At 62.8% G+C, this 14,178-nt stretch carries 10 protein-coding genes; 2 read left to right on the top strand and 8 right to left on the bottom strand.

Translation table 11 applies throughout. From position 1 onward, the window contains the following. Positions 1-203: 203 nt before the first annotated feature. Complete coding sequence (gene hpbA, locus A9O63_RS14950) at positions 204-2,240, bottom strand: N-methyl-L-proline N-demethylase HpbA (RefSeq protein WP_069332661.1); 2,037 nt, start codon at positions 2,238-2,240, stop codon at positions 204-206. A gap of 139 nt (positions 2,241-2,379) precedes the next feature. On the opposite strand from hpbA, the gene A9O63_RS14955 reads away from it, so the two are divergent. Continuing rightward, entirely contained in the window at positions 2,380-3,003 is a 624-nt protein-coding gene (locus tag A9O63_RS14955) for a TetR/AcrR family transcriptional regulator (protein ID WP_069332662.1), read from the top strand. Between the two features lie 239 nt (positions 3,004-3,242). Beyond that, positions 3,243-4,409 carry a glycosyltransferase family protein gene (locus A9O63_RS14960; protein ID WP_069332663.1) on the top strand — a complete coding sequence of 389 codons (1,167 nt, stop codon included), beginning with the start codon at positions 3,243-3,245 and terminating at the stop codon, positions 4,407-4,409. A 239-nt stretch (positions 4,410-4,648) separates the two neighbouring features. Here A9O63_RS14960 and A9O63_RS14965 read toward each other — a convergent pair whose 3' ends face one another. The 7 genes from A9O63_RS14965 to A9O63_RS22285 form a co-directional block, all read right to left on the bottom strand. Further along, positions 4,649-5,866 carry a PAS domain-containing protein gene (locus A9O63_RS14965; protein WP_235836995.1) on the bottom strand — a complete coding sequence of 406 codons (1,218 nt, stop codon included), beginning with the start codon at positions 5,864-5,866 and terminating at the stop codon, positions 4,649-4,651. Positions 5,867-6,421: 555 nt separating this feature from the next. Then, positions 6,422-6,721, bottom strand: a complete 300-nt coding sequence (locus A9O63_RS14970; RefSeq protein ID WP_235836996.1) for a hypothetical protein — start codon at positions 6,719-6,721, stop codon at positions 6,422-6,424. Positions 6,722-6,901: 180 nt separating this feature from the next. Further along, a complete protein-coding gene (gene tnpC, locus A9O63_RS14975) occupies positions 6,902-8,521 on the bottom strand; it encodes an IS66 family transposase (protein ID WP_069332664.1) in 1,620 nt (539 codons plus the stop codon). A 64-nt stretch (positions 8,522-8,585) separates the two neighbouring features. Next, positions 8,586-8,930: an IS66 family insertion sequence element accessory protein TnpB gene (tnpB, locus tag A9O63_RS14980; protein ID WP_023921643.1), complete on the bottom strand. Its 345-nt coding sequence runs from the start codon at positions 8,928-8,930 to the stop codon at positions 8,586-8,588. After that, the gene (gene tnpA / locus A9O63_RS14985; protein WP_069332665.1) at positions 8,927-9,289 is read right to left on the bottom strand and encodes an IS66-like element accessory protein TnpA; all 363 of its coding nucleotides are present in this window, start codon (positions 9,287-9,289) and stop codon (positions 8,927-8,929) included. Before tnpA ends, tnpB begins: the two co-directional genes overlap by 4 nt. A gap of 509 nt (positions 9,290-9,798) precedes the next feature. Continuing rightward, a complete protein-coding gene (locus tag A9O63_RS22280) occupies positions 9,799-10,986 on the bottom strand; it encodes a RelA/SpoT domain-containing protein (protein ID WP_084295950.1) in 1,188 nt (395 codons plus the stop codon). 398 nt (positions 10,987-11,384) lie between these two features. Continuing rightward, positions 11,385-13,946: a DEAD/DEAH box helicase family protein gene (locus A9O63_RS22285; protein ID WP_084295952.1), complete on the bottom strand. Its 2,562-nt coding sequence runs from the start codon at positions 13,944-13,946 to the stop codon at positions 11,385-11,387. Positions 13,947-14,178 lie beyond the last annotated feature (232 nt).

Genomic DNA, 14,178 nt, shown 5'->3' on the forward strand with positions numbered 1-14,178 from the left:
GTCGGGCGTGGTCCGCGGCATCCGCGCGCCGGCTCCGCGGCCCACGGCCCTGGGCGGGCTCTGGCTCGCGCTCTTCCTCACGCTGCCCTTCGCGGCCCTCGGCGTGCTGATCGACTTCGGATCGCGGCTCCTTCAGTGACCCGAGGAGCGGCCCCGCCCCGAGGGACAGGCGGAGGCGCTGTTTGGGGGCCCGCCTGCGGCCGTCAGAGGTCGCGCACCAGCCGCAGCGCGTCATAGATCGCGGCGTGGGTGTTGCGCGCGGCCACTGCGTCGCCGATGCGGTAGAGGCGGAAGCGACCCTCGGGATTGACCAGCCGATCCTGAGAGCCACCCGTGGCAAGGGCGTCGTAATCCACCTCGCCCAGGTTCGAAGAGAGCGGCTTCAGCTCGAAATAGAGATCGTCGAGGGGCCGCGTGCCATGGTTGACGACCACCTGATCGACCAGCCGGTCGCGCAGCGCGGGGCCGTAGTCGCTGCCCAGAACCGCGCGGAGGCGGTTGCCTTCGCGCCTGACCGACTTGAGGCGCCATGTCACGGTGAAGGTCGCGTCGCGCGCCTGCAGGCTGCGCATGTAGGGCACGAGGTTCATCGCCATCACCTCGGGCGCGAAGCTGCGGTCAGGCGTCACGATCTCGACCGCGGCCCCGGTCGCGGCGATGAGATCGGCCGCCTGAAGTCCCGCATGATCGCCTGCATCGTCGAAGACGAGGGCGCTGGCAGCCGGCTTCACATCGCCCGAAAGGATGTCCCAGGCCGAGCAGACGAGGTCGTTGCCCTCCTCCAGCACCTCGGTATGCGGCAGGCCTCCGGTGGCCACGATGACCGCATCGGGCTCTGTCGCAAGCACCGCCTCGGCGTCCGCGAAGCTGTTGAAATGGAATTTCACCCCCAGCTTCTCGCACTGGTCGAGCCGCCAGCCCACGATCGACATCATCTCGCGCCGCCGCTCCTGTCGAGCGGTGAGCCGCACCTGACCGCCGGCCTCGGACGCGGCCTCGAACACCGTCACCGCATGTCCGCGGCTGCCTGCCACGCGCGCGGCCTCGAGGCCGGCAGGACCGGCGCCGACAACGGTGATACGTTTTTTCACCGGGGCCGGCGCGATCTCGTGCGGCTGTTCGATCTCGCGCCCGCTGGAGGGGTTGTGCAGGCAGAGCGCCATGCCGCCCTGATAGATCCGGTCGAGGCAGTAGTTCGCGCCGACGCAGGGGCGGATGTCGTCTTCGCGGCCCTCGACGATCTTGCGCACGAGATGGGGGTCGGCCAGATGGGCGCGAGTCATGCCCACCATGTCGAGCTTGCCGCTGGCGATGGCATGGCGCGCCGTCGCTACGTCGGGAATGCGCGCCGCATGGAAGGTGGGAAAGCCGGTGGCGGCCCGGATCTCGCCCGCGAAATCGAGATGGGGCGCGCTGCGCATCCCCTGGATCGGGATCAGGTCGGTGAGGCCGGGGTCGGTGTCGATATGTCCCTTCACGACATTCAGGAAATCGATCAGCCCGCTCTCCTTCAGCCGGCGCGAGACCTCGAGCCCCTCGGCCGCGCCCATGCCGCCCGCCAGATCCTGATCGCCCGTGTAGCGGACGCCCACGATGAAGTCGGGCCCCACGCGCTTGCGGATCGCACCGAGCACCTCGAAGGTGAAGCGCAGACGGTTCTCGAGGCTGCCGCCCCAGGGCGCCTCGAGATCGTTGGTCAGAGGCGACCAGAACTGCTCGAGCAGGTGGCCGTAGGCCTCGAGCTCGATCCCGTCGAGGCCCGCCGCCTTCATCCGCTCGGCCGCATCGGCGAAGTCGCCCACGATGCGGGCGATGTCCCACTCCTCCATCCGCTTGGGGAAGGCGCGGTGCGCCGCCTCGCGCTCGTGGCTCGGAGCCACCACCGGAAGCCAGTCGCCCTTGTCCCACCGCGTGCGCCGCCCGAGATGGGTGAGCTGGATCATCACCGCCGCGCCATGGTCGTGGCATTCGTCGGCTAGCTTTTTCATCCAGCCCACGACCTCGTCCTTCCAGACCAGGACATTGTTGAAGACGGGCGGACTGTCGCGGGAGACGCTGGCCGATCCTGCCGTCATGGTCAGGGCCACGCCCGCCTTCGCGCGCTCGACATGATAGGCGCGGTAGCGGTCCTTCGGCATCCCGTCCTCGGGATAGGCCGGCTCGTGGCTGGTGATGAGGATGCGGTTGCGCAGCGTGAGATGCTTGAGCCGGTAGGGCTGGAGGAGCGGGTCGTTCGACATGGGAGACTCCTTGGCGGGACGGCTGCATCATTTGCCGGAATGTGCAGATGTGTCAATTAAAGGTTCTGCGGTGCACGATGGATGATCCGGGGCGAACATTCGCTTGCCTGCCGCCTGTCGCCCGCCTAAGCACGGTGACATGGAGGAACGGGAATCCGAGACGGGGTGGCGCGGATCGCGCGACGGCTGGCTTCAGGCGGCCTACGAGGCGCTGATCGAGGGCGGCGTGGAATCGGTCAAGATCATGACCCTCGCAGCGCAGCTGAAGCTCTCGCGCACCAGCTTCTACTGGTTCTTCAAGGACCGGGCCGACGTGCTCGATGCGCTGCGCAGCCAGTGGGCCGGGACGACGACCGCGCCCCTCGTGGCGGCCTGCGCCGAATATGCCGAAAGCAGGGCCGAGGCCATGCTGAACGTGCTGGCCTGCTTTCTCTCGGGGCGGTTCGATGCGCGGTTCGAATTCGCCGCCCGCAGCTGGGGCCTGCAGGATCCCTCCATGGCTGCGGCCGTCGAGGCGGCAGATGCCGACCGGCTGGCGGCGCTGACGGACATGCTGGCGCGGTGGGGGCACGATCCGCAGGAGGCGGACGTGCGGGCGCGAACGGTCTATCTGGTGCAGATCGGCTATATCTCGATGCGGGCGGAGGAGACGCTGGAGACGCGGCTCGCGCGCATTCCGAGCTATGTCGAGATCTACACCGGCGTGCGCCCGGAGTCGCGCGAGATGGCGCGGTTCCGGGCCAGACTGGGCCTCGCGGCCTGAGGCGAGCGCCGCAGGCGCCTTCGCCGGGGGGGGCGATGCACGTTCAGGAAGCGCCCACTCCTCCTGCGCGGGTACTGAGCGCAACCCTGACGTGTAACGGCATGGGTTTTAGGGCGTTTTCGCGATTGGTGCCTTGAAAGACGGGGCCGGATCGGCATCCTTGAATCATCTTTTATCTTTTCTTTGGCACGCGCGCCTTCGGGTGGCGCACGCAAACTGATCGTTCGAGGATTTTCGGCATGAACCTTCGCAGGACGCTGCTCGTTTCCACGCACAACATGGATGCCCGGCCGTGGAGCGGCGTGCTCTGGGAATGGGCCAATGTCGTCTCGCGGCTCGAGGGCGGGCGCGTGATCGCGCCGCAGGACCGTCTCTACCGGCCGGGCGCAGGGGCGGTGAGCCTGCCGTTGCGCGACCGGCTGGAGCTCAAGTACCGCAAGCTGCGCGGGCGCTACATCCCGCGGATGGAGCCGATGACGCTCGATCTCGATTACGACCTCACGCTCTATACCTGCCAGTTCGTCTATGAGATCGAGGAGATCGACCAGATCCGGCAGTGGCGCGATCGGTCGGGGATTGCCGCGATCTTCCTTCTGGAAAGCTGGTCCTCGACCTTCGAGCAATGGAAGGACAAGCTGCGGCTTCTGGACCGGTTCGACCATGTCTTCGTGCTGAACGGCTCGAGCAAGGAGGCGCTGGCACGCTATACGAGCGCGCCGATCACGCAACTGTCCACGGCGACGGACACGATGCTGACCGCGCCGTTTCCGCATCTGCCGAAGCGCGGCATCGATGTGACGGTGATCGGGCGCCGCGACGCGTCGGTGCACGAGCGTCTCCTCGATCTCTCGGCCGAGCGCGACCTTGTCTATGTCTATGACGTCTGGAAGGGGCAGGAGATGCGCGACGGCTGGGCGCCGGTGCGGCGCTACAATGCCGACCTGATCCGGCACAGCCACTGCTTCCTTGCCTGGGATCCGGGCGATCCCTCTGCGGTGCGGGAACTGGCGGGCGGCGACCGGGCGCTCTCGACGCGCTATTTCGAGGGGGCGGCCGGCGGTGCGCTCGTCCTCGGCAGTGCGCCCGACTGCCCGGAATATCATCAGGCCTTCGACTGGCCCGACGCGCTGATCCCGCTCGATCGGGACATCGGCGAGGTGCTGGCCGAACTCGAGGACGATCCGGCCCGGGTCGAGCGGGCGCGGCGCAGCAACATCGCGCAGTCTCTGCGCCGCCACGACTGGGCTCACCGCTGGAAGCGCGTGCTCGACACGCTGGGGCTCGAGGCCACGCCCGAACATGAGCGGAGGCTCCAGCAGCTCAATGAGATGGCCGCCCATGTCGAGCGGGCGGAGCCCATCGTCCGCACGCGGCCGACGGTGCTCACCTCGTCCGCAGCGGGCTAGGAGGAGCCTCGGCGGGGCCCTGAAGATGTCCGTGGGAAGTGGCGTCGCCCGGCGGTAACGCCTTAGGGATCGCTGGCCTGCGCGGCACCGGAGGGGCGTCGCGCGGCAGGCCCTTCGGCAGTGCCCTCTCGACGGCGGAGCGCCTTCGACAGGCGGCGCCTTGTGCAGGCCGAAGGCGCGAGAGTTTCCGGCCCGAGGATCGGGAGGGGCGCCCCCTCGCGCCGGCCCGCGACCGCCGATCAGGCCGCGGCCGAGACCTTTCGTCCATGGGCGGTGGTGCGGGTGAGGCGGGCCCCCAGCTCGTCCTGAAAGCTGTCGAGCTGGGCCACGATCTGATCGAGGGCGCTGTCGCTCTGGCGGTGAACCGCCCCTTCGATCCGGCTGAGCATCCGGATCGAGCCGAGCGCACTCACATGGTGGTTCATCTGCGCGAGGTGGCTTCCGAGATCCGCCGCATCGCACAGGGCGCGGCGACTGCAGTCCTCCGCCCTCGCGCGATAGTGCGCGGCCGCTTCCGCGAGCCGGCCGCGCTCGGCCTCCGGATCTCCGACGCCCGCTTCGGCGTCGCGGGCAAAACTTGCCGACATTTCCTCGAGAAGAAGGCTTGCGCCCTCGAGGAACAGGGTCTCGGCCGCGGACCGGGCGATGCCGAGGCTTCCGCCCCTGTGCTGCTCGATCCAGCGGCTCATCCCATCCGACAGGAGCGCGTAATTGTCGGCGATGGCGCTCAGGGCGCGCCCGCCTCCCTCGAGACGCGACGCCACGATGCGCAGGTTGGTGGTGATGAGGATCGCCTTCCGGAACATGCGCCGCATCGCTTCAAGTTCGGCCTCGATGCCGTCCGCCGCGCGAAGCGCCGCCAGAGCCGCGCCGAGATCCGGGGCGGGTAGGCCGGTTTCTTCGGCGCGGCAGGCAAGCTCCGCCGCGAGCGTCTGCGCCTGAAACGAGTCATACCCGGAGAAGCCCTCCCGCGAGAGCTGCGCGAGGAGAGCGGAGGCTCCCTCCGCTGGAGTCGCCCCGTCTGCCTCGGCCGCCAGAAGCTCCGCATAGACCTCCTGCACCCGGCGGAAGGTCGCGCTGGCGGGCTTGATGCGCACGGAGAGGAAGCCCTCGCGGATCGGCACCACCACGGCGAAGACCCAATAGGCGCGCCCGTCTATGGCGCGGTTGCAGACATGGACGCCGGTGGGACGTCCCGCCTTCAGCCGCTCCCAGAGCAGGTGGAACGCGGCCTTCGGCATGATCGGGTGGCGGACGATGCGGTGCGGCGCACCGATGAGTTGTCCGGCGTCGTAGCCTGAGACGCGGCGGAAGACGGAGTTGCCGGCATGGATCACGCCCCGCCCGTCGGTGCGCGAGAAGAAGATCTCGTCGAAGCCGATCGGCACCTCGTCGGTCGCAGCCTGCGGCAAGGGACTGGGTGCGAGAGGATGCGGCGCGCGCACAGGTCGTGTCATGCTGGTAACCCTGGTGCCGACTTGCAGGCGGCGGACAATCGGTAAGACCTCAACTCGACGCCCGGTGGCCGCATCCTGCAGGAGGTGCACGATGCGGCCGACGCGCGCGTCACGTCCTTCTGGTCTAGCCGCACCGGCACTCCTGACCAGCCGGCAAAAAGACGCGTAAAACTCTATCGAAAGTCGATGGTCGCGGCGGTGCAGCGCGGGCTTGTCCGGCTCTGCGCCCGAGCAGGATCCGGGAGCGTCCGCCGTATTGCTGTTTCGGCGTGAGGCATCGCCCGATCGCCGCCAAGCGGCGCGCCTGCCGCCCCCGGCTGCCTTTCAGGGTTGACCGGCCGCGCGCCTGCGTCGCGGCCACCGCGATCCGCGCATCTCGGTCGCACCACGCAGCTTGACGCCTGCCAAGACCCTGCGGACGGAGATCATGTTCCTCACATGAGGCCCAGAGCACCCGTCATCGGCACCCGGACAGATCAGCAGGACAGGGTCGGGCGAGGAGGCGACCGAGAGCAGAGGCGTCGTGCGAGGCACGGCCTCTTGTGCCCTGCCGTCTCATCGCGGCTGTCCGAGCCAGCTGACCGAAGCCTCCGTCGGGCCGAACGGAAAGAGATGGAGACCCTCTAGCCCCAGCGCGGGCTCCTGCGCTCCGGCCTCGGCCAGGGCGGCCGTGAACCGCTCGATGCTGAACCCCTCCGGATCGCTTGCCGGGCGAGCGAGCCGCTCGGCGGAGCGCCCGGCGCCGAGATCGCGCGCGAACTCCGACAGGATGTGTCGATCGGCCGGTCCGGCGGTGCCCACGCGCAGCGGCACCGTCAGGCCCAGACTGCGGAGCCGGCGGGCCAGCGCCACCACGGGCGCGGCGTCGAAGGCGAATTGCGAGATCAGAAGGGCGGCCCAAGAGTTACCCGAGGCCCAGCAAACTTAGGGTAACCGCCCGATTGTGACCACCCTTGCGGGTTCAACTGATATCTGGGGTGCGTGATACGACGTCGTTATTGGCGTCGTTACTGACGTCAACGAGATCTGCGCAGATCAGGCGGCGATCTTGTTGTCGCCGGCTGGCAGGGGCTTCCAGTTCCAGGGAAGCAGTTCGTAAAGCCGCGGGTTGATGTGGTCGTTGATACGCGCCAGCACGTCGGCGAGGTAGGCCTGCGGGTCGAGTCCGCTCAGTTTCGCGCTCTCGATCAGCGTCATGGCACGGGCGAGCGTTTCGCCCCCGGCGTCGTTGCCGGCGAAGAGCCAGTTCTTCCGCCCGATGCCGATCGGCCGCATGGCGCGCTCGGCCGGATTGTTGTCGATGGCCACACGCCCATCCTCAAGGAAGAGGCAGAAGGCATCCCAGCGGTTCAGGGCGTAGCGGAACGCCTTCGCCAGGTCGCTCTTGCCCGAGATATACTCAAGCTGCTCCTCGGCCCAGGCCTTGAACGCCCTGACCTTCGGACGGCTGTGCGCCTGGCGGACAGCGCGGCGCTCGTCGGCACTGCGGCCGTTGATCTGCGCTTCGATGTCGTAGAGCGCGCCGATCCGTTCGAGCGCCTCGCGGGCAATCTCGGAGCCGGTCTCCTTCTCGACCTCGAAGAAGGCCCTTCGCAGATGCGCCCAACAGGCTGCTTCGCGGAACCGGGCCTCGCCATTCCCCTCCGCCAGATAGAGGTCCTTGAAGCCGGCGTAAGCATCGGCCTGCAGGATCCCCTTGCCGGCCCCGAGGTGCTTCTGCGAGTGCTCGCCCTTGCGATCGGGCGAGAAGTGATAGGCCACGGCCGGTGGCGCGGTCCCCGACCAAGGCCGCTGGTCGCGGACATAGGCCCAGATCCGCCCCTCCTTCACGCCCTTGCCGAGCTCGGCCTTCTTCGACCGGTCGAGCACCCGGATCGGCGTGTCGTCAGCGTGGAGCAGGTCCGAGGCCAGAACATCCTTGCGGATCAGCTCGACCAGCGGCGCCAGCGTCTTCATCGCGCCGCCGCACCAGCCCGCAAGCGTGGTGTCGGGGATGTCGGCCCCCATCCGGGCGAAGATCTCGTTCAGGCGATAGAGCGGAAGGTGGTCGTCGTATTTGGCGACGAGAATGAAGGCCAAAAGGCTCGGACCGGCGAGGCTGCCCGGGATCGGGCGGGTCGGCGCCGGGCATTGCACCATGCGCTCGCAGCACCGGCAGGACTTCTTCGGCCGCGCCACCTCGATCAGCTTCAGCCGGGCCGTGATCATGTCGAGGATCTGGCTCACGTCCTCGCCGACGAGGCGCAGGGCGCCGCCGCAATCCGGGCAGGTCTCGCCGGGATCGAGCTCGCGGCGCTCGCGCGGCGTGTCGGGCGACACCCGCGGACGGCGGCGCGGCGCCTTCTCCGGGGCGTCACCATCGCCCTGTTCATCCGGCGCCCCGGAGACCAGTGTGGTCTCGACGCTTTCCGGCTCGGGCGGCGGAGCGACCTCGGCCTGCGCCACCTGCAGGCTCTCGAGTGCGAACTCCAGTTGCTCGATCTCGCGGGCGATCTTCTCCGAGCCCTTGCCGAAGGCCTGCCGCTTCAGCCGCGCGATCCGCATCCGGAGCGACTGCACCAGCAGGTCGTGCGCGCGCAGCGTAGCCTGCAGCTGAAGGATCATCACCTTCAGGGCAGCAGGGTCGTCCGGCAGGGAAGCAGCGGTGAGCGACATGGGCCATTGCTACCATGCCGGCGCCAAAAGGCCCAACAAAACAATGGGAAAGCGGCGCTTTGACTCACATCCGCGTCGGCGCGCTCGTCCAGCGCGGCTGGCGCCAATCGATCCCTTCCCAGAGCATAGCCATCTGCGCAGGTGTCAGTGCAACCTTGCCCTCGGTGGCCTTCGGCCAGGGGAAGTGCCCGCGCTCGAGCACCTTGTAATAGAGGCAGAAGCCCTGCCCATCCCAATGCAAGATCTTCAGCCGGTCGCCCATGCGTCCCCGAAACACCAGGAGCGCGCCGCCAGCAGGATCCTCTCCCAGCACCTTCTTCGCCCGCGCGCAGAGCCCCGCGATCCCGCAGCGCATGTCCGTGGTGCCTGCCGCGAGAAACACGCGCACGCCATTCCCAGGCCCGATCATGCGCCTTCCAGCACCCGGATCAGTTGCGCGAGGCCCGAGGGCGACAATCCTTCTATCCCGCGCAGGCGCCGGCCGTTCACGAGCACGATCTCGACCGGTGGGGTCGCCGCGGGAACCGACGGGACGCTGTTCTCTGGCGTCATCTCGACCGGCAGGAACCCGGTCTCATCTGAAAGGCTCTCGCCCCGCCGCCGGAACTCCGCCCGCCACTGATAGATGTGCTGCCGGGTCAGATCATGACGACGGGCGACATCCGCAACGCGCGCCCCATTCACACCCACCTCCGCCAGGATCGACCGCTTCTCCGCATCCGACCACCGGCGTCGCCGCTCGACCCCCGTCAAAATCTCTTGCCGCATGATCCCTTCCGCCACAGACGCGTCGGTAACGACGTCAATAACGACGGATGGCTAGACCGAAACCGGCAGCATCAGAAGGCGGCCACAACCGGGTGCTTACAACTTAGGCGCGCGGTGTCCCACGCCCGGAAGGATAGGCTTTAGCAAAATCAAAGGGTTAGAAGGCCGGTGTCCCACGCTGTCTTGATCAGTCGCCGTACGGGAGACCTGGGATCTGGCACTGAGCACATCATGAAGCGCGCCCCTCCGCGTTTGCTCAGCTAGCGGCCATGCTTGAAAATTGTGTGTGACATGCAAGGCATCGAGCGTCCGCAGCCAGCCCGAAGCGGCCCCTCGCGCCTAGTCAAGCATAGCGCCAGGAGACGCAGCAGCCTCTTGAGCGGGGGCGGCTTATCCACCACGGCGTAGAAGGCTCGTTCTAGCCGCTTATCCCAATGCGGTGAACGCGAAGTTTATATCTGCTCGGCGCCGGCTACTGACCCCTCCCAGCCTTACCGGCCAAGCCATTTCTATGTGTCAATATCGTCATCCTTCTTTGGCGCTATCTTTTTGAGCGGGCGTACGTACTTCTTGACAGATGGATCATCCGGTCTGTGATCTGCCTCCATTCTTCTAATTCGCAAAACGGATTCTTTAATCGACTTTTTGGAGGTCGATGCCACTTCATCAAATGAATCGGCCGAGAACCCAAGCCTCATTATTAAATCCCTATTCAGGTCCTCGTTGTTTCCTTTGCTGTCAGATATTTCTCGTTGCGCCCTCTTTTCAAGATAAACTCTTGCATTTTGGTAGTTGGGCGAAATAAATCTAGAGCTTCTTTCTGCGTTCGTAGCTTGGACTTTATTCGCCAGTTTCCTGAGTATCGTCAGCTCCGACCTCAAGCTTTCATTTTGGTTATGCGCCCTCTCAAGTTCTTCGATTTTGGCCGATAGCTCTTCATAGGATTTTGTCGCTTCCGCTTCCTTTTGAGCGCCTTCCTCACGGAACCGATTGATATCCTTTGCGAGCTTCAGTGCGAAAGTCCCCATCTCGTCGGCTGCCCCGCTCAATCTATTGAAGATATTTACAAACTCCAGAACAAGGGGTTCATCAGTAAATTCAGGGTACCGGATCATATGGTCGATTTCGCTCCATCCCTCCTCAAATATCGTACGAACCTGAAGTTCGCACTTGATCGAATTCTTTGTGAAGTTAGTGAGAATTATGTAGTGGATAGACCGGTATCCGTCCGCATGATTTTCGACGTGCAGGCCAAGTTTATCATATAGATCTCGCAGGTCTTGCTGGTCGCCGTTGCGCAGATATGCTACAGGTTCCTCAGCGACATCCCAAGTTCGAATAATTTCCCCGTGGAGCTTGGAGAAATCTTCTTTCAAGAGATGAAGCACCCTAATACCTATGAGGTCGGTAACTACATCCCTATAGTTCTCAATGGATATTGTCTTGTACTTTTCAGATCCAGCCGCCTTTTTCCGGCAGATCTTTGATACTAGGTGTTCCGGTGACTTCAGTCTCCATCTTACCGAATGGACGCCTGTCATTTTCTGAAGGAAACTGCTTAGACTTATGGCGACATTATGTAACTCGTCGGACCTGCCCATGTAGTCCTTATAGATGGCTTCAATAATAGAGCGGTCTTCACCCAGTTTTTCCCATCTATCTTTATCTAGCCCACATTTTTCCCAGATTTCTTCCATCTAGCTTTTCGCTACCTTCCCTATCATGCCGTTTCATAATTGAGTGCGGCCGACTGAAACCAAGCGCCTTCGGACAGTGCGAAAGCGCCTCCATTCACACTTGCGCTTATACGACCTAAGTTCAAGTGTGGCGAAGACACAGCCATGCTTTTGAAGCCGTGGCGATGCAGGAACCATATGAGAATAGTGTCGGTGTTAACTATTTGTCACAGCACCACGCCGCCACAAGCAGTCTCCCGCGTTGCTTGGCCGAAGCTCTCGGCAACGGAAGGCTTCCAGATCTCTGCATCCCACTAAGGTCGGCCGACCAACAGTCCGCTTGCTGCGCATAGCGCCCGCTAGTGCCGCCGGGGTTAACGGCCGGCTTCCCCAAAATGCCGGATTTGAACAGCTAGTTTCTATCTCTTTATGCTCACTGGACGAAGCTGGGCACGAATTCCGTCCGGTTGCCACTCTTGCCGACGCGCCATTGCCTCAATCTCCGTAACGCGCGCCGCCGGTGGCATCCGAAACAAGTTTATCATGCTTTGATCCAAAGCGCGGTAAAAGGACTGAACGTCTTCCAGCAACACAACTTTCATTTTCTCTGATGGATAAGCTTCGGCGACCGCTTCAGCGCGGGGTGCAAGGAACCAAAGTTCATGGCTAGAATACTCAGGATGCGCAGTAGCGAACCATTGCAAATGATTATGCCCTATCCCAACTTCCTCACTATTTAGGAGGCTCTCGGATTTCTTCTTACTCTTCAACGACCAAAGATACGCGGTCTTTGCTCCTTCATGGAGCCAAAGCACATCCAGCGTTGATTCCTGATCAGATTCTTGCTCAGGCCTTGACGCTTTAAATCCCAATACCTCGCCCAGAAGGCGGATCGCCTCCTCATGCTGATTTGCAGAAAGAGATGCATCACAGATCTTCCTGATGTGGAAATCAAACTTTGACCATGGATTGGACGCAATTGCTCGATCGCTTCCAAAAATCGAAAGCAATGAGGCATGCAGGCTATTCTGCGGGATGACGGCTGATGCGACAGAAGCAGATGTCGTTGGGTGAGGAAGAGTGATATCGAAGAATGTTCTCGAGCGGGCGTCAGCATACTGCTTGCTTGCACTCTCCGGGTCGCCCTCGAGCTCGTAGGTGTGCCCGAGTTGAATGCTATACCACCCAGCCAGTCTTCGGTCCGCAGATGCAACCTCCTGAGCCGCGCTACCAAGCGCTTCCCGAGCTAAATCCGCGCGACCGTCCCACAAATGCGCAGAAAACTCGGCCTCAGCCTGAGCTGCCTTGAGGATTGCAGCGTCCGTTTCACGCGCTTGGTTGATTTCCTCTTCAGTCACACCAGTAGCCGAAACGGTATCACGGTAGAAGGTTAGCCAACCGGGATCACGAGAAAGAACCTGGTTGGCCAACGCCGGGAGAGCATCCACATCTGATATGCCAAACTGATCGACAAGCGACCGGCCAAGCTGAATCTGCCTTTGCAGAAGCGACGGCAGCAAGGCCAAGTTCCGCCCCTTACTCAACCAGCTGATCAATCTGTCGTCGAAGGAGAAAATAACGCTGTAGTCGTTGCGACCTCTGTTCGTTCGACCAAAAAGCTGCACAATCCGATTTGCGATCCTAGAAGCGAATGCATTTCGCATCTCAAGGCAGTCAAACTGGTACTGCTCGCAAAGACTGAAACCAGTAGGCAACCCGTCCGCTATCGAAACACGACAGGTGCCATGGGGCAGGTCAATCCCATCGACACGAGCAACAAGTGAAAACGCGCCAGGATGCGTCTGACGACGAAATGCCTCAAGCTTCTCCGAAAACTCAGTTACATTTGGCGGCACCGCGACCGATTTGTACTTTTCCGCCGCTCGGTAGGACGAAGACGCAATCAGGACTTTGTGCTGCGCCGACAGGCTGCTAGCAATCACCGAAAACTCAGGGTTTCTGGTACCCTTCCATGTCAATTGGTCGCGGCGCCGAAGAACAACTAGGCGCTCACCTACGCCAGCATCATTCTCAGGCTCAATTTTCACTGCAGGGCGTTTGCCGAAAGCGCGGCAGAAATCAACCTCGCTGGTGAGCGTTGCAGACAGGTAGACACGCCTTATGTCTCGGGATGCCAAAAGTTCCAACCTGCGAGACGGAAGGAAAGAAGGAGAAATTTCAACGCGGTACTTTGAGATGAATATTGAGCAATAGGCCAGCTTGTCGGCAAGATGGCCGAACGCAAAGTCTTGGGCGATATTGTGCCGATGCATCCAAGAAATCAGAGCGCCGCTCTGTGCGATGGACACAACCGCCCCTGGATGCACCATGGTACAATTGTATGTGCCCGATCCTCTTAGTATGGCTGCAAGGTGCTCGCGGCGACTAATTGCCTCGAAGTAGGGCAGCACCATCTTGATGAATTCGTTAAAAGCGGCTTCATTCTTGCTTCGGTCGAACGAAATGGTAAAGCAGTCGCGAATGACCTTCTCTGCCACATGTGCGTCGTCAAAGATAATTGCCCCTGGCCTCAGGTCTCCGCGAAAAACGGACCTGGAATTGAACAGAGCCTGATAGTTAGTGATGCAAAATCCGGTGCCATTCTCAAAGGCATCATTGGAGAACCGCCCACCTCCCCTTGTAGTACACGTAAACCCGAGGCGTTCCTCACATTCTTTTCTGGTTTGCCCAACTAGATCGTTTGTTGCACACGCATAGACGACATTCTGGACGCCCTCATTCATCAAGCTTTGGGCGATGATGATGCCAACGAGAGATTTTCCAGCACCTGTATGGAGCGAGACAAGAACATCATTCTTGTTGCGGTGCTCCTCCCACTGCTCGAGAGCATGCGATTGGCCCCGCCAAAGGTCGTTAGGCGTGGCGTCCAAAGATGATGCGCTGCGGAAGACATCAATTGGCTTTATTGGTTTCGACTGTGTCGAGGGACGGCTAAGTTTATTGAAATCGAAAAGTGACATTGCGCTACCACCTACATTTCCTGAACAACACCGCTAGACGCGAGCAGAGTCAAGCTCGCAGCCAGAGTCAAGCTCGCAGCGTCGTCATAGTTGTGTTGGGCAAGCGTCTTGCTGCGTTTCGGCTGAACGGCAGCTTCGGCGGCATGCGCCGGGACGGCCGACCGGCAGCTCAGGGGCCGGGTGCGCGAAGTTGTGGCGCTCGGTGGAGCAGTAGCAAAGAGGCCGCTTTCTG

Origin of the sequence: Cereibacter johrii (genome assembly GCF_001720585.1) — a bacterium.
In the GTDB taxonomy this organism is placed as follows: Bacteria; Pseudomonadota; Alphaproteobacteria; order Rhodobacterales; family Rhodobacteraceae; genus Cereibacter_A; species Cereibacter_A johrii.